Origin of the sequence: Phytohabitans sp. LJ34, assembly GCF_052068095.1 — a bacterium.
In the GTDB taxonomy this organism is placed as follows: Bacteria; Actinomycetota; Actinomycetes; order Mycobacteriales; family Micromonosporaceae; genus Phytohabitans.
Genome location: NZ_JBQHDG010000010.1, coordinates 151,427 through 168,382, shown reverse-complemented (window position 1 = coordinate 168,382; position 16,956 = coordinate 151,427). Strand labels below are relative to the sequence as shown.

General features: G+C 73.4%; 16 protein-coding genes. 4 read left to right on the top strand and 12 right to left on the bottom strand.

What is annotated here, in order from left to right; all coding sequences use genetic code 11:
• Nucleotides 1–26 precede the first annotated feature (26 nt).
• The 8 genes from ACTMTJ_RS19575 to ACTMTJ_RS19540 form a co-directional block, all read right to left on the bottom strand.
• On the bottom strand, nucleotides 27–1,700 hold the full coding sequence (locus tag ACTMTJ_RS19575) for an RICIN domain-containing protein (protein ID WP_441218544.1): 1,674 nt from the start codon (nucleotides 1,698–1,700) through the stop codon (nucleotides 27–29).
• A 19-nt stretch (nucleotides 1,701–1,719) separates the two neighbouring features.
• Nucleotides 1,720–2,913, bottom strand: a complete 1,194-nt coding sequence (locus ACTMTJ_RS19570) for an ABC transporter permease (RefSeq protein ID WP_441218542.1) — start codon at nucleotides 2,911–2,913, stop codon at nucleotides 1,720–1,722.
• Nucleotides 2,914–2,980: 67 nt separating this feature from the next.
• Complete coding sequence (locus ACTMTJ_RS19565; protein WP_441218540.1) at nucleotides 2,981–3,649, bottom strand: ABC transporter ATP-binding protein; 669 nt, start codon at nucleotides 3,647–3,649, stop codon at nucleotides 2,981–2,983.
• Between the two features lie 43 nt (nucleotides 3,650–3,692).
• Complete coding sequence (locus ACTMTJ_RS19560) at nucleotides 3,693–4,748, bottom strand: peptidoglycan-binding protein (protein ID WP_441218538.1); 1,056 nt, start codon at nucleotides 4,746–4,748, stop codon at nucleotides 3,693–3,695.
• Nucleotides 4,745–5,329: a hypothetical protein gene (locus ACTMTJ_RS19555; protein WP_441218536.1), complete on the bottom strand. Its 585-nt coding sequence runs from the start codon at nucleotides 5,327–5,329 to the stop codon at nucleotides 4,745–4,747. Before ACTMTJ_RS19555 ends, ACTMTJ_RS19560 begins: the two co-directional genes overlap by 4 nt.
• Before the next feature lie 25 nt (nucleotides 5,330–5,354).
• Entirely contained in the window at nucleotides 5,355–6,569 is a 1,215-nt protein-coding gene (locus ACTMTJ_RS19550) for a hypothetical protein (protein WP_441218534.1), read from the bottom strand.
• On the bottom strand, nucleotides 6,566–7,096 hold the full coding sequence (locus tag ACTMTJ_RS19545) for a SigE family RNA polymerase sigma factor (protein WP_441218532.1): 531 nt from the start codon (nucleotides 7,094–7,096) through the stop codon (nucleotides 6,566–6,568). The genes ACTMTJ_RS19550 and ACTMTJ_RS19545 overlap by 4 nt, the downstream gene beginning before the upstream one ends.
• Nucleotides 7,097–7,217: 121 nt before the next feature.
• Nucleotides 7,218–8,954 carry a cellulose-binding domain-containing protein gene (locus ACTMTJ_RS19540; RefSeq protein ID WP_441218530.1) on the bottom strand — a complete coding sequence of 579 codons (1,737 nt, stop codon included), beginning with the start codon at nucleotides 8,952–8,954 and terminating at the stop codon, nucleotides 7,218–7,220.
• A gap of 437 nt (nucleotides 8,955–9,391) precedes the next feature.
• On the opposite strand from ACTMTJ_RS19540, the gene ACTMTJ_RS19535 reads away from it, so the two are divergent.
• A complete protein-coding gene (locus tag ACTMTJ_RS19535) occupies nucleotides 9,392–10,975 on the top strand; it encodes a DHA2 family efflux MFS transporter permease subunit (RefSeq protein ID WP_441218528.1) in 1,584 nt (527 codons plus the stop codon).
• Nucleotides 10,976–11,241: 266 nt separating this feature from the next.
• Here the strand turns inward: ACTMTJ_RS19535 and ACTMTJ_RS19530 are convergent, their stop codons facing one another.
• From ACTMTJ_RS19530 to ACTMTJ_RS19520, 3 genes are all read right to left on the bottom strand, one after another.
• Nucleotides 11,242–11,769, bottom strand: a complete 528-nt coding sequence (locus tag ACTMTJ_RS19530) for a GrpB family protein (protein ID WP_441218526.1) — start codon at nucleotides 11,767–11,769, stop codon at nucleotides 11,242–11,244.
• 62 nt (nucleotides 11,770–11,831) lie between these two features.
• Entirely contained in the window at nucleotides 11,832–13,040 is a 1,209-nt protein-coding gene (locus ACTMTJ_RS19525; RefSeq protein ID WP_441218524.1) for a hypothetical protein, read from the bottom strand.
• Nucleotides 13,037–13,552: a SigE family RNA polymerase sigma factor gene (locus ACTMTJ_RS19520; RefSeq protein WP_441218522.1), complete on the bottom strand. Its 516-nt coding sequence runs from the start codon at nucleotides 13,550–13,552 to the stop codon at nucleotides 13,037–13,039. Before ACTMTJ_RS19520 ends, ACTMTJ_RS19525 begins: the two co-directional genes overlap by 4 nt.
• Before the next feature lie 169 nt (nucleotides 13,553–13,721).
• Here ACTMTJ_RS19520 and ACTMTJ_RS19515 point away from each other — a divergent pair, with 169 nt between their 5' ends.
• Nucleotides 13,722–14,120, top strand: a complete 399-nt coding sequence (locus ACTMTJ_RS19515; protein ID WP_441218520.1) for an ATP-binding protein — start codon at nucleotides 13,722–13,724, stop codon at nucleotides 14,118–14,120.
• Nucleotides 14,120–14,419 carry an STAS domain-containing protein gene (locus ACTMTJ_RS19510; RefSeq protein ID WP_441218518.1) on the top strand — a complete coding sequence of 100 codons (300 nt, stop codon included), beginning with the start codon at nucleotides 14,120–14,122 and terminating at the stop codon, nucleotides 14,417–14,419. Before ACTMTJ_RS19515 ends, ACTMTJ_RS19510 begins: the two co-directional genes overlap by 1 nt.
• Nucleotides 14,420–14,462: 43 nt before the next feature.
• Here ACTMTJ_RS19510 and ACTMTJ_RS19505 read toward each other — a convergent pair whose 3' ends face one another.
• Complete coding sequence (locus ACTMTJ_RS19505) at nucleotides 14,463–15,398, bottom strand: DUF2332 domain-containing protein (protein WP_441218516.1); 936 nt, start codon at nucleotides 15,396–15,398, stop codon at nucleotides 14,463–14,465.
• Nucleotides 15,399–15,715: 317 nt separating this feature from the next.
• On the opposite strand from ACTMTJ_RS19505, the gene ACTMTJ_RS19500 reads away from it, so the two are divergent.
• Entirely contained in the window at nucleotides 15,716–16,945 is a 1,230-nt protein-coding gene (locus ACTMTJ_RS19500; protein ID WP_441218514.1) for a glycosyltransferase family 4 protein, read from the top strand.
• Nucleotides 16,946–16,956 lie beyond the last annotated feature (11 nt).

The following is a 16,956-nucleotide window of genomic DNA, read 5'->3' as shown; positions in this document are numbered from 1 at the left end:
AGCGTGGCCCCGGTCACGAGTATGGCTCAGCAGCGGACCACCGAGGAGTTGTCGAGCGTCACGCCGGAGATGGTGAGGTTGTCGGCGCAGGGGTTCTCCACGATGCGGCTGTTGACGAGGGTGAAGTTGCGCAGCGTGATGTCGCGGTTGCCGGCGAACTCGGTGCGCTCGGCCAGCCGCACCTCGCCGCCGCCGCTGATCGTGCCGCCGTTAGCGGCGATGTTCACGTTGTAGCAGTTTTCGATCAGGATGGCGTTGTTGCCGGTGTTGGCGATGTCGACCCGGTCGATCGCGGCGCCGCCGCTCTCCGAGACGCAGAAGATGCCCCGGCCGCCGCCGCGCGCCCGCACCGTGCCGACCCGGATGTTGGTGCCGTAGGCCGAGCCGATCCGGCCGTTGCGGTTGGCCATCCGGAACGCGGCGTAGCCGGTGCCCGCGCCCGCGTTCTCCGCGTCCACAGTGGTCACCGTGGCGTTGACGGTCTCGTTGAGCAGCAGGCCGGACTCGCCGACGTCGCGGGCGGTCACGGTGCCGATCGTGATGCCGTCCACGCCGTACGTCTCCACGGCGTGCGAGCTGGCGCCCGAGACGAACACGTTGTCGATCCGCACGTTGCGGGTCCACTGTGACGTGTCGCCGCGGTTGTCGATGCGTACGCCCAGCCCGGCCGAGAGCCGCATGTCGATCTGGCCCAGGATCACGTTGGTCACGTTGCGCATGAAGATGCCGTACAGCGGGCTGCCGGTGACGTTGAGGTGCTGCACCTCGACCTGCGTGGTGCCGCGCGAGTAGATCGGCGCCTGGTCGCCCGAGCCGGACCCGGTCACGTTGACCGTGCCGCAGACGTCGATCGTCGTGTAGCTGGGCAGCGAGATGCGCGAGCCGGCGCTGATCGAGCCGGAGCCGCGGACGACGACGCGCTGCTTGGCGGTGCGGCCGGCGGTGAGGCTGTTGACCGCCGCCTGCACGGCCGCGCGCATGTCGGTGCCGGTGTAGACGGTGCTGCCGCCGTTGCGGGCGGTCCACGTACCGCCGCTCAGCACCGCCTCGGCGTTGAACGACCCGCTGCCGCACCCGGTGCCCCCGCCGCCGCTGCCGACGTTGACGAGCTGCCACTGCTGGTTGGCCCCGCCCAGGTCCTGGAACTGCGAGATCATCGCACCGTCCGCTGTGGACCACTCCCACACGTCGAGCGCCTTGCCGCTGTGGCGGTTGACGAACCGCACGTACCCGCCGGCCGAGTCGGCGAGCCCGAAGTGCTGGCGGGTGTTGCCGCTGACACTGGGCATCTGCACGAGCTGGACGCCGTCGTTGGCGTTGGGCACCTCGAGCACCTTGCCACTGTGGACGGACCGGATCTGGTACCAGCCGCCGCCCGCGTCGACGAAACGCCACTGCTGCACGGCGAGGTCGTTGCGGGTGAACTGGTTGACCGGCGCACCGTCCGCCGTGGACCAGCCCCACAGGTCCATCGCCTTGCCGCTGTTGCGGTTGACGAAGACGTAGTTGGCGTTGGTGTCGACGGTCGCCGCGTCCGCGGTGCGGGTCACGACGAGGCTGGCGGTGGCGGCGAGCGCCGCCGCGCCGAGGACGGCCAGTGACAGCCGCCAGTGCCGCTTGCTCACGATGTCCTCCTGGCTGTCGCGGGTGCTGTCCCGGTGGCAGGGAAAGCGCTTTCCGCCGGGATCGTAACGATTCAATCCAGGATCGTCAATGTGGTCAGGGCGTCGCCAGCGCCTCCGTGGGGGCGAGGCGGCTGGCGCGGACGGCCGGCACGAGGCCGGCCACCGCGCCGATCAGCAGGGTCGCGGCGAGGCCGCCGGCGGTGGCCCAGGCCGGCACCACGACCGGCCAGTGCTGGGTGTGCGCGTAGGCGGCCGTCGCCGCGATGCCCAGTACCGCGCCGCCGGCCCAGCCGAGCGCGGACAGCAGCAGCGACTCGGTGAGGAACTGGGTGCGGATGTGGCGGCGGGTGGCGCCGAGCGCGCGGCGCAGGCCGATCTCGCCGCGGCGTTCGAGCACCGAGATGACCATCGTGTTGGCGATGCCGATGCCGCCGACGACGAGCGCCACCGCGCCGAGGCCGAGCAGCAGCCCGTTGAGCGCGCGGTCGGTGGCCTGGCGGGCGGCGAGGGCGTCCGACGGGCGGGAGACGGCGACCTCGTCCGGCGACTCCGGGTTGGCGGTGCGGCCGAGCACCGCCTGGACGGCCCTGACCTGGGTGGGTGCGGCGCGGACGTACAGGCGGGTGGGATGGCCGTCGAAGGCCAGGAACCGCCGCGCCGCCTCCCACCCGACGAGCGCGGCGCTGTCCAGCTCGGCGGCGAGCGGCACCGGCGCGAGGATCCCGACGACCGCGAACCACTCGCCGCCCAACCACACGCGGGTGCCCACGCCGGGCAGGTCGAGGCGGCGGGCGGCGGTCGCGCCGAGGACGACCGCGGGGTACGCGGCGGTGGCCGGGTTGAGCCAGGTGCCGTGCCGGGTGGTGGCGCGGAGGGTGGCGAGCAGGTCCGGGCCGGCGGCGAGGACGGCGATGCTGCCGGTCTGGCCCCGCGGCACGCGGTCGTTGCGATACACCGCCTTGTCGACCGAGCCGGTCGCGCTGACCGACTCCACCGGGCCGATCCGCCCGACCATCGCGGTCGACCCGATCGGCAACGTGGCCGGCTGGCCGCCGCGGGTCTCGCCGGGCGCGACGGTCAGCAGGTTGGTGCCGAGGCGGTCGAGGGTGCGGTCGAGCTCGGCCCGGCTGGAGGTGGAGATGCCGACCACCGCGAGCATCGCCGCGATGCCGATCGCCACGCCGAGCGCGGAAAGGAAGACCCGCAGTGGCCGGGCGCGGAGGCCGGCCGCGCCGAGCCGCGCGACATCCGCGGGCCCGACCCGGGCCGGCCGGGGCGTGGCCGTCATGCGCGGACCACCGCGCTGAGTCGTGCGACGTCGGCGGGTCCGACTCGCGCCGGCCGGGGCGTGGCGGTCATGCGCGGACCACCGCGCCGTCGCGGAGGGCGATCTGGCGGGGGAGGCCGGCGGCGACCTCCCGGTCGTGGGTGATGACGAGCACCGTCGTGCCGCGGCCGTGCAGGTCGCGCAGCAGCTCCAGCACCGCGGCGCCGGAGGCCGTGTCGAGGTTGCCGGTCGGTTCGTCGGCCAGCAGCAGCGCCGGCTCGCCCACCACCGCGCGGGCGATCGCGGCCCGCTGCCGCTCCCCGCCGGAGAGCTGGTGCGGGCGGTGGCCGAGCCGATGCGCCAGGCCCACCCGGTCCAGGGCCTCGGCGGCGCGCCGGCGCCGCTGGCGAAGGGGTACGCCGGCGTAGAGCAGGCCGTCGGCCACGTTGTCCAGCACGGGGACGCCGGCCGCGAGGTGGAACTGCTGGAACACGAACCCGATCCGCCGCGCCCGCAGCCCGGACAGCGCCCGGTCGGAGAGGGCGGAGACGTCATGGCCGTCGACGCGCACCGTGCCGGACGACGGGCGGTCGAGCGTGCCGACGAGATGGAGCAATGTGGACTTGCCAGAACCGGACGGGCCGACCACCGCGGCCAGCTCTCCATAGTGGACGGAAAGGTGTACGTCACGGAGGGCGGTCACGCCGCCCGGGTACGTGCGGGTGACGCCCGCCAGCTCGACGACGGCGGCGGTCACTCGGACACCCCAACCGGCGCGTCCCAGGCGAGGCCGGCGGCGGTCACTCCGGCACCCCCACCCGCGCGCCTTCGGCGAGGCCGGCGCCGGTCACCTCGACCCGCCCGTCCGCGAAGAGCCCCACCTTCACCGCCACGACCCGGGTGCCGGCGGCGTCGGCCACCTCGACGCCGTACCCGCCTTCGGCGAGCGCCAGCAACGCGTCCACCGGCACGGTCAGCACGTCCTTCGCCCGCTCGGCCACGTAGCGCACCTCGACCGGGGCACCGGCCAGCGCGCCGAGTGCCTTCTGGTTGGCGACCGTGACGGTCACCTCCACGGCGGCGGCCGCGTCACCGGTGCCGCCTTCCGCGGGCGCGGCCGTGACCGCACCCACCGAGCCGACCACGCCCGCGACCGAGCCGCCGGTCGGCAGCGTGACGGTGACCGCGGCGCCGCGCGTGGCCCAGGCCGCCTCACCGGGCCCGGCCGAGACGGTCACCACCCGCGTCGTGCCGGTGACGGAGAGCACGTCCGCGGCCGCCGGTGCGCCCGGGCGGACAAGTCGCTCGGCGACCCGGATCGGGCCTGGCGCGTAGGTGACCCGCGCGCGCTCGACCGTGCCTGTCTCGGGGAGCGTCAGGTCCTTCTGCCACCGCTTGACGGCCGTGGCCGTGGCCGCGGAGAACTCCTCGTCCACCGTGAAACCCTCGTAGCCGAGCGCGGCGAGGTTGCGTTCGAACTGCCGCACGTCCGAGCCCTTCGCGCCCGGGGCGAGCGGGCGGTACATGGGCAGGAAGCCGTACAGCAGCACCACCGGCAGCTCGTCGGCCCGCAGCACCGCCTCGCCGCGCCGGACCGTGGCGCCCACCTCCGGCAGCCAGGTGACCGTGCCGGGCGCGGTGGAGGCGAGCGGCACCGCCTCGCCGTACCCGAGCTCGCCGGTGAGTGTCACGGACCGCACCAGCGTCTGGCGGGTGACCACCCCGGTGGCCGCGGGTCCGGTGCGGTCCGGCGCCGGCCCGGGGGAGCCGCGCCCGCCCAGGCCGAGCGTCGCGGCGCCGGCCACCCCGGCCAGCAGCAGCGCGCCGCAGCCCAGCGCGACAGAACGGGCGCTCATCCCTTGGGCAGGTCGTTCGGGTTGGGCGTGGTCGGCGGGCGGCCGTCCAGCACCGGGTCGCAGATCTGGAGCGCCGCCTGGTTGGCCGCCTGCTCCTGCGGGGTCAGTTCGCCGCCCAGCATGTCCGGGGGCCAGTTGCCGTCCGGGAGCGGGTCGGGCCACGCCGGCATGCCGTTGGCGCGCATGCACTTCGCGTACTCGCGGCGGTTGGCGAGCTGCTCCGGCGTCACCGGCTCCGGCTTCTCCTGTAGCTCGTCCGGCACCGGCACCCTGAACGCCTCGCACGCGTTCCACGCGGCCTGCACCTTCGGGTCGGTCTTCTTCCGGCCGCCCATCGCCGGCCCCACGTCGAGGTGGCCCTTGGCGTCCGGGTCGGGCACGTCGAAACCCTGCTCACGCAGGCATTTGGCGAGCTGGCGCTGGTTCTCCACGTACGCGGCGACCGCGTCGGTGCCCGGCGAGGCCGATGTGGACGCTCCGCCGGCGGTGGCCACCGGAGGGGTCTCGGCCTCGCCGCCGCAGGCGGTGGCGAGCATGAGGACCAGCGCGAGGGTCGCCCCCGCGCCGAGGGCACGGTTCATCGTCTCTCCCTTGTGGACGAAAGTGCTAGCGGGCCGACCAGGTCCAGCCGTCGGCGGACAGGTAGATCCGGTCGGTGGTGTAGCTGAACGTGTAGAGCGAGCCGTCGGCGGCCCGGTGGAACGGGTAGACGGTGGCCGGCAGGCCGGTGGGCTCGACGGTCTGGTACGCGCCGTCGCGGCCGGCCCAGAAGCGGCACCCGTCGCGGCCGTCCGGCAGCGTCACCGTCTCGCAGAGCACATGCGTGCCGTCCGCCGCGACGAACGAGCGGTCGCCCGCGTCGAGGCGCCCGGCCGGCACGGCGTCCACAGCGGACATTCGCGTCCAGCGGCCGTCCTCGGTCGTGTGGCGGTAGACGGCTCGGGCGGACGCGCCGGCCACGACCGCGTACGCCGTGGCACCGTCGGTCGCCAGGTACGGCGGCCGGCAGCCCTCGGACCGGCAGGCGGGCGCGTCCGCGAAGACCTGGACGGACCAGCTGTGCCCGGCGTCGGCGCTGACCGCGACCGCCGGTCGCCCGGTGGCGGGGTCGGTGCCGCGGACCCAGATCCGGTCGCCCGCGCCGGCCGGCACGAGGTCGGCGGGGTCGGCGACGAGCGCCGGCTGGACCCGCAGCGGGGCGAACCGCCCGCCCGCGGGATCCACCGACCACAGCGTGCACGACTCACCGGACGGCGCCCAGCAGACCGCGAGGCTCCCGCCGGGCACCGCGTCGACCGCCGCGCCTTCGCGGAGCCGGTGCCAGGTGCGGGCGCCGTCCGTGCTCGCGGTGAGCGTCTGTGCGCGGCCGGTGAACACGCTCGCGAGCAGCGTCTGCGGCCCCACGACCGCCAGCCGGGGTGCCTGGAGCGGCGCGCCCCGCCTGGTCCAGGTCCGGCCGCCGTCGCCGGAGCCGTACAGCTGGGAGATCGTCTTCGGGCAGGACGTGGACGGCGTGGCGCAGCCCATCCGCGCCAGGTAGAGGTGGGTGGCGTCGGCGGCACCGGCCCACTGGACCGGCGTCCCGCTGACCGCCGGAGGAGTCGGCGGGTCGCCGGCCGGCAGGTCCTGACCCGACCGGCCGGGCAGCAGCAGCCCGCCGCCCGCCAGCAGCACACCGGCCACGGCCGCCGCGCAGGCGGCCGCCAGGGCGGTACGCACCCGGTGGCGGCGGCGCCCGGTCTTGTACACGTCGCCGGCGGTCAGGTGGCTCGGCGGCGGCGCCCCGACCGCCTCTTCGAAGAGCTCCCGCAGCTCGGTCATGCGCTTCCCTCCGTGGCCCAGGCCGGTGCGGTGACGGCGACCGCGTCGCCCAGCGCCGTGCGCAGGGTGGCGAGGCCGCGGGCGGTCTGGCTCTTGACGGTGCCCTCCGAGCACCCGAGTGCGGCGGCCGTCTCGGCCACGTCCATCCCCTGGTAGAACCGGCAGATCAGGGTCACCCGCTGCCGCGGCGGCACCTGGCGCAGCGCCCGCGCGAAGACCACCCGCCGCGTGGCGGTCTCGGCGTCGTCGTCCGCGCCGGCCACGTCGGGCGGGTCGGCCATCGGGCGCTCCCGGCGGCGCCACAGGCGGCGGGTCTCCGACAGGTACGCCCGGACCAGACAGGTGCGCAGGAACGCGTCCACGGCCCGCGGGTCGCGGATCCGGTGCCACCCCGCGGCCAGCCGGATGAACGCGGCCTGCGTCAGGTCGTCGGCCCAGTGCCAGTCACCGCACATGAGGTACGCCGCGCGCCGCACGACCTCGTGCCGCGCGGCGAAGTACTCACTGAAGTGGCGCTCGCTTCGCATCCCGCTCCTCTCACCGGGTAGGTGCGCCCGGCGTACCGGATGGGTTGCATGGGGTTCCAAAGAAAACACGCGGAGGCCCGCGGCGGGAACCCACCGCGGGCCTCTTTTGAGCCGTTATGCGCTAGTTAGGCGCGTGGATCCCGTCCGCCGCGGTCCCGCTGTAGTCCTTGATGGAGCCGCGGACGTACAGCGCGGTGCCGCCGCCGCCGGCGAAGTACTGCCGGATCGAGCCGGCGAACGGAGTGGTGGCGGCGTTGCGGCCGTACACGTCGGTGTAGACCGTGGTCGGTCCGCTGTTCTGGACGGTGAAGGTGCCCGGCCGGAACTCCCGCAGCGTGCCCTTGAACGGCGAGCGCGGGTCGTCCCACGCCACCTGCTGCCCGGTCTGCTGGGTGATCCGCTTGACCACGTCGCAGTTGCTGCCGCCCGCGAGGTCCGTGTAGCACAGGTCCACGATCCGGCCGTTGCTGTTCGGCTTGGTCGGGTCGTAGTAGCGCGACGGGTTGACCACGTAGAACAGCGGCGCGATGCGGAAGCTCAGCCCGGAGCCCGTCACCGAGATGTCGGAGAACCAGAAGTCGTCCATGTCGGAGACCGTGAACGGCACCGGGTTGGGGAAGAGCGGGTCCTGGTGGGTGCGACCCTCCCGGATCGCCTGCACGCAGCCCGGTTCGGTGATCAGCCGGCCCAGCGACCGGGTGTCCGACGGCGAGTCCGCCGGCACCGCGGGCTTGACGTTGATGAACGGGCGCCCGAAGCCGGGGCACTCGCTCGGGCTGAAGCCACCGGCCCGGCCGAGCGGGATCATCGCGTTGTACCGGGCCTCGGTGACCTGGCCGCCGTTGCTCGCGGTGCAGCGCTGGTTGAGTAGCAGCTCGTGGACGTTGTTGCTGAACGCGTCCGGCGAGTGGGTGCCCTGGTGGAACTTGAGCAGGATGTCGCAGGTGGCGATCGTGGCACCCTGCGGCGGGAAGAGGCTGGTGCCGTTGTCGCCCTGGATCACGTTGGAGTTGTTCACGGCGAGCACCTTGTGCCCGACGTGGTCCTCGTGCCGGTGGCTCGACTCGGCCAGGTTGTCCAGCATCACCTCGCTGGTGTACCCGAAGGGCGGCCAGCTGGCGGTGCCGAACAGGTCGGAGGTGCGCGGGTCGTCGCCGTGCTCGTGGCCGAACGCGCAGCCGCTCGGGTCGCGCGCCGGGTGCCACGTCGGGTAGACCTTGCCGTCCGGCCCGTACGTCCAGTACCGCGCGTGGATCTCGCGGGAGCACTCGCCCGCCCGCGGCGTGTAGCCGGTGCCGTCGGCGGCCGTGACGATGTGGTACGCGCGGCTGTGCACCGCGCCGGCCGGCGGCAGGCCCTGACCCCAGGCGGGGTTGCCGGGCGGCGCCGTGGTGGGCGGCGGCGTCGTGGGGTCGCCGCCGGGTGGTGTGGTCACCGGCGCGCCGGTGCACGTGGTGCCGTTGAGCGCGAAGCTCGTCGGCGCCGGGTTGCCGCCGTTCCACGAGCCGTTGAACCCGAACGAAGCGGTCCCGTTGGTGCCGATGGCGCCGTTGTAGCTGGCGTTGCGCACCGTGACCTGGTCGCCGCTCTGCGACACGGTCGCGTTCCACGCCTGGGTGACCTGCTGGCCGCCGGCGTAGCTCCAGGTGAGCGTCCACGAGCTGAGCGGGTCGCCGAGGTTGGTGACGGTCACGCTGGCCGTGAACCCGCCCTGCCACTGCGATCCGACGGTGTACGCCACGCCGCAGCCGGGCGCTGCGGCGTGTGCGGTGAGAGCGGTGACCACGCCGCTCCCGGCGGCCACGACCGTGACGGCCGCGACCGTCCACAGCCTCGACCGATAACGATGGAAGTGCATTTTGTGGGGCCTCCTGACGAAGGACAGTGGGATGCGGAACCGCATGCCGGCGACATCCGCACAGGTCCTTCGAAACGCCGCGCGCTGGCACATCGTCGAGGCTTGCCCCGGGCCCCAACGCCGGCTCCAGAAGTATTGAAAAGTATCAATTAGCTTGGTCGTTCGCGCAACCCGCCGCCGGGCGGGGGGTGACGTTCGTGCGACCCATCGCCGGCGGCGGCGTGGCATTCGCGCGGGCGGCGGCGTGACGTTTCGCGCGGGTGGCGGCGTGACCCAGCGCACGCCCGTTTGGGTCCCGCGCGCACCGCCTGTATGTCAATGTGACCATATGCGCGCGCGGGGGAGTGGCGGATAACCGATTTCGGCCCCGACTCCGTGCCTTGTAGCCTGATGTGCTGCTCCGTCGACACCGCGGCGAGCTGGATCTGGAGAGTCGTGTGACACAACAAGCCGCAGCGTCATCCGACAAGCTTGACGCTACCGTCCTCAAGATCGCCGGGGTGGTCGTGCTCGGCGCGATCATGTCCATCCTCGACATCACCGTCGTGAGCGTCGCGCTGCCGACGTTCCAGAGCGAGTTCGACGCCACGTACGCCGAGGTCGCCTGGACGATGACCGGCTACACGCTGGCCCTCGCCACGGTGATCCCGCTCAGCGGCTGGGCGGCCGACCGGTTCGGCACCAAGCGGCTGTACATGCTTGCCGTGCTGCTCTTCACGCTCGGCTCGGTGCTGTGCGCGACCGCCGACACGATCGGGCAGCTGATCGCGTTCCGGGTGCTACAGGGCCTGGGCGGTGGCATGCTGATGCCGCTCGGCATGACGATCATGACGCGCGCCGCCGGCCCGCACCGGATCGGCCGGCTGATGGCGGTGCTCGGCATCCCGATGCTGCTCGGCCCGATCGGCGGCCCGATCCTCGGCGGCTGGCTGATCGACACCGCGAGCTGGCACTGGATCTTCCTGATCAACCTGCCGATCGGCGCGATCGCGCTCGTGTACGCGTTCTTCGCCCTGCCGAAGGACTCCGCCGAGCCTTCCGAGTCGTTCGACTTCGTGGGCATGCTGATGCTTTCGCCCGGTCTCGCCCTGTTCCTCTACGGCGTCTCGTCACTGCCGGAGACCGGCACGATCACCGCCACGAAGGTCTGGACCACCATGCTGGTCGGCGCGCTCCTGGTGATCGGCTTCGTCTTCTACTCGTTCAGGCCGCGCCACCCGCTGCTCGACCTCCGGCTCTTCCGCAACCGCAACCTGACGATCGCGACGGTCTCGCTGTTCGTGTTCATCGTCGCGTTCATGGGCGCCGGCCTGCTCTTTCCGAGCTACTTCCTCCAGGTGCGCGGCGAGTCCACGCTCAACGCCGGCCTGCTGATGGCGCCGCAGGGCATCGGCGCGATGCTCACGATGCCGGTCGCCGGCATGCTGGCCGACAAGATCCCGGTCGGCCGCACCGTGCCGTTCGCGATGGCGCTGATCGCCGCCGGCTTCTTCGCCTTCACCCAGGTCGGCACCGACACGTCCTACCTGCTGCTGTGCGGCTCGCTGTTCGTGATGGGCCTCGGCATGGGCGGCACGATGATGCCGATCATGACCTCCGCGCTGCGCACGCTGAGCCACCACGACACGGCGCGCGGCTCCACGCTGGTCAACATCCTCCAGCAGATCGGCAGCTCCGTCGGCGCCGCCACCATGTCGGTGATCCTCACCAGCCAGCTCAACGGCTCGACCCCGATCCCCGGCGCGACCGACCCGCGCACCGGCGAGCCGGTCACCGAGGCCGGCGCCGCGATCGCCCACCAGGCCGGGGCGCCGATGCCGCTCGACCCGGCCACGTTGCAGCGCGGCCTTGAGTTCGTGGCCGACTCGTTCTCCACGACCTTCTGGGTCGGCTTCGCGCTGGTGCTGCTGACGTTCGTCCCGATCGCGTTCCTGCCCCGCAAGCGCGAGACCCCGCGCCCGCTGGACGACACGATCGCCGCCGCCGACGGCCAGCCGGCGACACCCACGATGATCCACTAAGCACGGGCTACACCTCCGGACGGCCTTCCGCGCACCGCCGCGGAGGGCCGTCCCGCACATTTCCCCCGTCCGCGTCACCTGCGGACCGCCCGCTCCCGCGGGCCCCGCTCCGGCCGGCGGCTCGCGGCGCTCGCCGACATCCCCGGCCTCCACTGCCGGCTCCGCGCCGCAAGCCCGCCAGGCGGTGGGCGGTGTCGGGGACATTACGCCCGTTGCGGGCCGCGTGAGTGGGCAGTGTCGGGGACATCGCCCACCGTGGCGGCGGGCTAGTCGGCGCGACGGCGCGCGGACCAGGCGTCGGCCTCGGCCACCAGGCGCAGCATGACCTCCTCCTTGGCCTCGCCGTAGCGGCCGCGGCTGTCGGGGTGGAGGGCGGCGGCGGCGTGTTTGGCCGCCTCGTACCGGCGGGCGGCGTCCGGGTGCGCGGCCAGGTAGTCGCGGAAGGCCCGGTTTCGCGCCGGCCACGGCGAGCCTTCGCCGAAGACGTGCAGGTGGTGGCTGCGTACCCCGCCGGTGTCCTTGACCAGGAAGAGGTGGTCGGGGTCGTCGGGAAAGGCGTGCGGGCGGAAGGTGTATCCCAGCGGGACGAGCGCCGCCACGTCCACCGCCGCGGCGCCGGCGACCACGACCACGATGTCGACGACGGGCTTGGCGGCCAGGCCGGGGACGCTCGTCGAGCCGACGTGCTCGATGCTCAGCGTGCCGGGCAGCGCGGCCGCCAGCAGGCGCGCCTCCGCGGCGAAGAGCGCGGGCCACGCCGGGTCGTAGGCCACCACCACCACGACCGGGTCCATAGTGGACCACGTTACTGCCGGCCGAAGGCGGACACTCGCGGGCCGCGCGGCCGCGCGTCGGCTCAGAAGCTGAGCTCCCGCTGGACCTTCCGGGGGAGGCCGTCCGCGGAGATCAGCACCAAGCCGCCGATGGGTGGCACGCCGGTGTCCCGGTAGACCGCTCGCCGCTCGCCGGTGACCAGGTCGAGCGCTTCGAGGGAGTTGGTCCACTCGCCGTTCGGCCCGTAGCCGACCTCCTTGATCAGGATCTGGTCCGGGGTGCGCCAGGCGTGGAAGCGCATCACCGCGTCGGTGCACAGCGAGCCTCGCGTGCGGTCGTGCGGCGTCTCGGGGTGTGAGCAGATCCGCAGCGTGACCCGATGGGTGACGGCGCCGGTGGCGTCGGTCAGCGCGTACACGCCGAGCATCCCCTCGGGCCGCACCAGCGCGCCGGCGCCGCCGGGAAGGATGCTGACCGGCGCGGCCTTCTCCGGCAGCGGCAGGGTGCCGGTGCGGCGGCCGTTCAGGTCGAGGATGGCGGCGCCCACGGTGAGGCGGTCGTTCTCCAGCCGCCAGCCGATCGGGTCGCCCGGCGGGTAGAGCAGGTAGGTGGTCCGCGGCCGCCCGGCGCTCGACGGGCCGAGCTCCGGGTCCTCGACGTACGCGATCTCCGCCCGCAGGCCTGCGAACGCCGCCGCGTCGATCGGTGTGACCTTCCCGCTGCCGAAGTCGACGAGCGTCATCGCCGCGCCCGGCGTCGGTTTGTCGACCCAGTAGGCCGCGAGCCGCCCGTCGGGGGAGATCTGTGGCTGGTCGACCGACGGGGCCGGGGCGTCGTACCAGCGGATCTCGCCGGTCCGCGTCTCGTAGCGCCCGATCCGCGCCTGGTCCGTGTCCAGGTAGGGCGGCAGGACCGCGGCGTAGCGCCGGTCGGCGGAGGGCTCCGACACGTCTCCGACGGCGGCGGTCCGGTAGCGCCCGGTCCGCGGGTCGAGCACCTGCCACCCAGGGTCTTCGGACGCCGCCTTCGGGCGGGTCGCGACCTTCTTGGCGAAGATGACGTTGCGGCCGGTCGCCGCCTGCCCCGGTGCCACGTCCCCGCCCAGCCGGACGGCGACGGGCACCACGACGGCGGCCGCCACCGCCACCGCCGCCGCACCGACCAGCGCCGTCCGCCGCCGGCGCCGGCGCCGGCCCGCGGCCACCGCCCGCTCGGCCAGTCCATCGGGAACGGGGTGCGAGTCCGCCAGGTCGCTGAGGTCCTCGCGGACCAGCTCGGTCAGGCGCGTCATGTCAGGCTCTCCTCGGTCAGGTGCTTTTCGTCGAGCTCCGGCGCGATCTCCCGGAGCCGGGCCAGCGCGCGGTGCAGCTGGCTCCTGACCGTGCCGGGGGAGCAGCCGAGCAGGGCGGCGGTCTCCTCCACGGACAGGTCCTCCATCACCCGCGCGACGAGCACCGCCCGCTGCCGCGGACCCAGCCGCAGCAGCGCCGCCCGCAGCACGAGCCGGTGGTCGGTGGCCCGGAACTCGTCGCGCTGGTCGGCCCGCTCGCCCACGCTGTCGAGCGGCACCTCGGCGTGCCGGCCGCGCCGTTTCCAGACGGAGACCTGGGCGCGGTACATCGCGCGGCGCACGTACGCCTCCGGGTCGCCGCGCACGTGCCGCCACCGGGCGAACGTGCGGGCCAGCGCGCCCTGGAGCAGATCCTCGGCGGCGTGGTGGCCGCCGGTGAGCGCCATCGCGACGCGGAACAGCCGGGCACTGCTGCCCGCCACGAACTCGCTGAACGCCTCCGCTTCCCCCATGCCCGTCCCCGCTCTCCTTGGATATCCACCCGTGAAGACGCCCGAGGTACCCGCAGCTTTGCACGCCCGCCACGACTTTGTCGGCGGTGTCGCGTCCGGTCACGGAGCCCGTTTCCGCGCCGGCCCGCCTGGGTAGAACCGGCGGCGCGGACGTGAGGAGGTGAGTACCGTGAGCGAGCTGAACGCGACGTTGGATCTGCCGCTGGGCGTCATCGCGCCGGCCGGGGCCCGCAAGGCCGTGCGGCACATGCTCATCGCGTGGGAGCTGAGCGAGCCCGACTGGCTCGACGACGCCGAGCTCGTGGTCAGTGAGCTGGTGACCAACGCGGTCCGGCACGGCGGCGGTTGCATCGAGCTGAGCCTCCAGGCGCACGAGGGCCAGGTGCTCATCAAGGCCGCCGACGGCTCGTCGGTGATGCCCCGGGACCGTGGCCCGCACGCCGACGGCAGCGGCGGATACGGCCTGCGCGTGATCGAGTCGTGCGGCGAAGCCTGGGGTGTGGAGGACCTTCACGGCGGCAAGCAGGTGTGGGTACGCCTGCGCCCGTGCCCTCGGCAGGGTGACTGATGCTGACGATCACCGAAACCGCGCGAAACGGCACGGTCGCTCTCACCCTCGCCGGCGATCTCGACATGTCCACGTGCACCGACCTGCTCGCGGCCGTGGAGAAGGTCCGCGACGCCACCGCCGTCACCCTCGACTGCACCGACCTGCGCTTCTGCGACGCGACCGGCGTGTCAGCCCTGCTGGAGGCGCGGGCCAAGGCCCGGTCGGCCGGCATCGACCTGACGCTGGCCAACGTGCACGGCGTGGTCCGGCGCGTCCTGACGATCTGCGACGTCCTCCGGATCCTCACGCGCATCTGACCAGCCCTCGCACGAGCCGACGTACGCGGGACTCGACGGGGCTTCAGCCGAACCAGGCCATCGCCTGACCGTGCCCGCGCGTCCAGGCGAGCGGCTCGCCGTCCAGCGCGAGCACGTTGTGGTGGGCGCCGTCCGGCGGCTCCGGCAGGCCGGCGAAGGGCACGATGTCAGGCCCCTCGACCGACACCCAGTGGCCGGGCAGCCCGCGCACCAGCGCGACGAACTCGGCCCGCCGCGCCGCGGACAGGTGGTACAGCACCGACGAGTGGAAGACCACCAGCGTGGCGCCGGCCGGGGCGGCCGCAGCCAGCGCCGGCAGGTCGTCCACCAGGTCACCCGGGACCAGCAGGGGCGGGTCGGCCGCGGCCACGGCCGCCGCGGCCCGCAGCCGGGCGCGGCGGTGCGCGTGCTCCGGCCAGATCAAAGCGTCGAGCCACGCGATGTCCGCGGGATCACCCACGTCGAGCGGGTTCAGGTCCAATCCGGCCCGCCACACCACATCTGGTACCGACGAGGGGGCGGGTGCCCCCACCAACGAGCACTCCAGCACCGGCTCACCCGTGCCCAGCACCCGGTCGCCGTAGCGGTAGCCGTACCGGTCGGGGTAGAGGCACAGCCCCGCCGACGCGCCCACCTCCAGCAGGGCGAGGGGCCGCGGCAGGGCGGCGAGCACCGGCAGCAGCAGGGCGCAGCGGCCGGCCTCGTTCGTCTGAACGATGCGGGTGGCGGCCTCGGCCGCGATGGTGGGCCAGTGCGCGATGACGTGGGCGCGGAACGCGGCCGGATCCTCCACCGGCCCGCCCAGCAGCCGCACCACGCCGAAGAGCAGGTTGGGCTGCCGCTTGCCGGGCGGGAGCGAGGCGACCAGCGCCAAGAGCTCCTCGTCCTCGGCGACGGCCAGCGCCAGCCGCTCGTAGGCGGGGGAGACGCCGCGCGCCTCCCGGGTGGCGAAGTCGACGTAGCTTTCCTTGATCGTCACGCTCCCATGATGCCCGGCGGGGGTGTTGCCTCCGGGCGATCTACGGCGTTTAATGTCAACAACTTCCACCGGCGTCCATGCTGTGGCACGCGTGTCGTCGCCCGTGGTTTCTCGGTTGTTTCCGGCTCACCGGACCGTTCGGCGTCGGTCCGGCGTGCCCACCGCCCGACAGCACCACTGTGGACATCGGCGCGTGTCCGGAGGGGGTGGCGCGACGCCGCTCGATGGCCTAGCGTCCCACCCAGCGACACACGATCTTGCACCTCCACACCGTCGTCGGCGCGGCGGTTGCTCCGCCGATCCGTCGAGGGGGACCGATGACGACCAGCGAGCACGCCGCACCGAATGTGCAGCAGCTCGGCCGAGAAACCGCACATTCCATCCCGCGGCAGCGCACCGCCGCGCCCGCGCCCGACTGGCGGCCGCTGTCGATCGCGATGATCGGGCAGAAGGGGATGCCCGCCACGTACGGGGGTGTGGAGCGTCACGTCGAGGAGATCGGCAGCCGCCTCGCGGCGTACGGGCACTCGGTGACCGTCTTCTGCCGCGACAGTTACGGCGACCTCACCACGGATACGCACCGCGGTGTCCGGCTGCACCGGGTGCGCACGGTGGCGAGCAAGCACCTCGACGCGATCGTCCACAGTGCTGCGTCGACGGTGGCGGCGATGCGGCGAAAGCCGGACGTCGTGCACTACCACGGGCTCGGGCCGGGCCTGGTGGCGCCGCTGCCGCGCTACCTGTCCGGTGCGAAGGTCGTGCTCACCGTGCACGGCCTCGACCACACCCGCGCCAAGTGGGGGCGGGCGGCGCGCACGGTGCTCAACACGGCGTACTGGTTCAGCGGCCACGTGCCCGACGCCCGGATCGCCGTCTCCCGCGGGCTCGCCGCACACTACGACGCGGAGTTCGGCCGGCTGACCCGCTACCACCCCAACGGCGTCAACCGGGCCCAGCACGTGCCGCCCGACCAGATCACCGCCCGGTTCCGCCTCACGCCGGGGCGGTACGTGCTGCTGGTCGGCCGGCTGGTGCCGGAGAAGGCCGGCGATCTGCTCATCCGCGCGTTCCGCCGGATCCCCGGTGACGTCAAGCTCGCCGTGGTCGGTGGCTCTTCGTACACGGATGATTTCGTAACGTATCTGAAGGCGACCGCGGAGGGCGACCCACGGGTGGTCTTCACCGGCTTCGCCTACGGCGACCTGCTCGCCGAGCTCTACTCCCACGCGGCCGTCTTCGTGCAGCCGTCCCACGTGGAGGGCCTGCCGCTGACCCTGCTGGAGGCCGCCTCCTACGGGCTGCCGATGGTGGCCAGCGACATCTCCCCGCACGTGGAGGTGCTGGAGCGCGACGGGGCGGGCCACCGCCTGTTCCGCGACGGCGACGAAGACGACCTGGTGCGCGCGCTCACCGCCGCGCTGGCCGACCGGCGGCTCGAGCGGGCCGGCGCGGCGGGGCTGCACGAGCGGGTGATGTCCCATTACAGCTGGGACTCGGCCGCCCGCCAGCTCGAACGCCTCTACCTCGATCTGGCCACGAAGCGCTAAGGTCTAGCCGA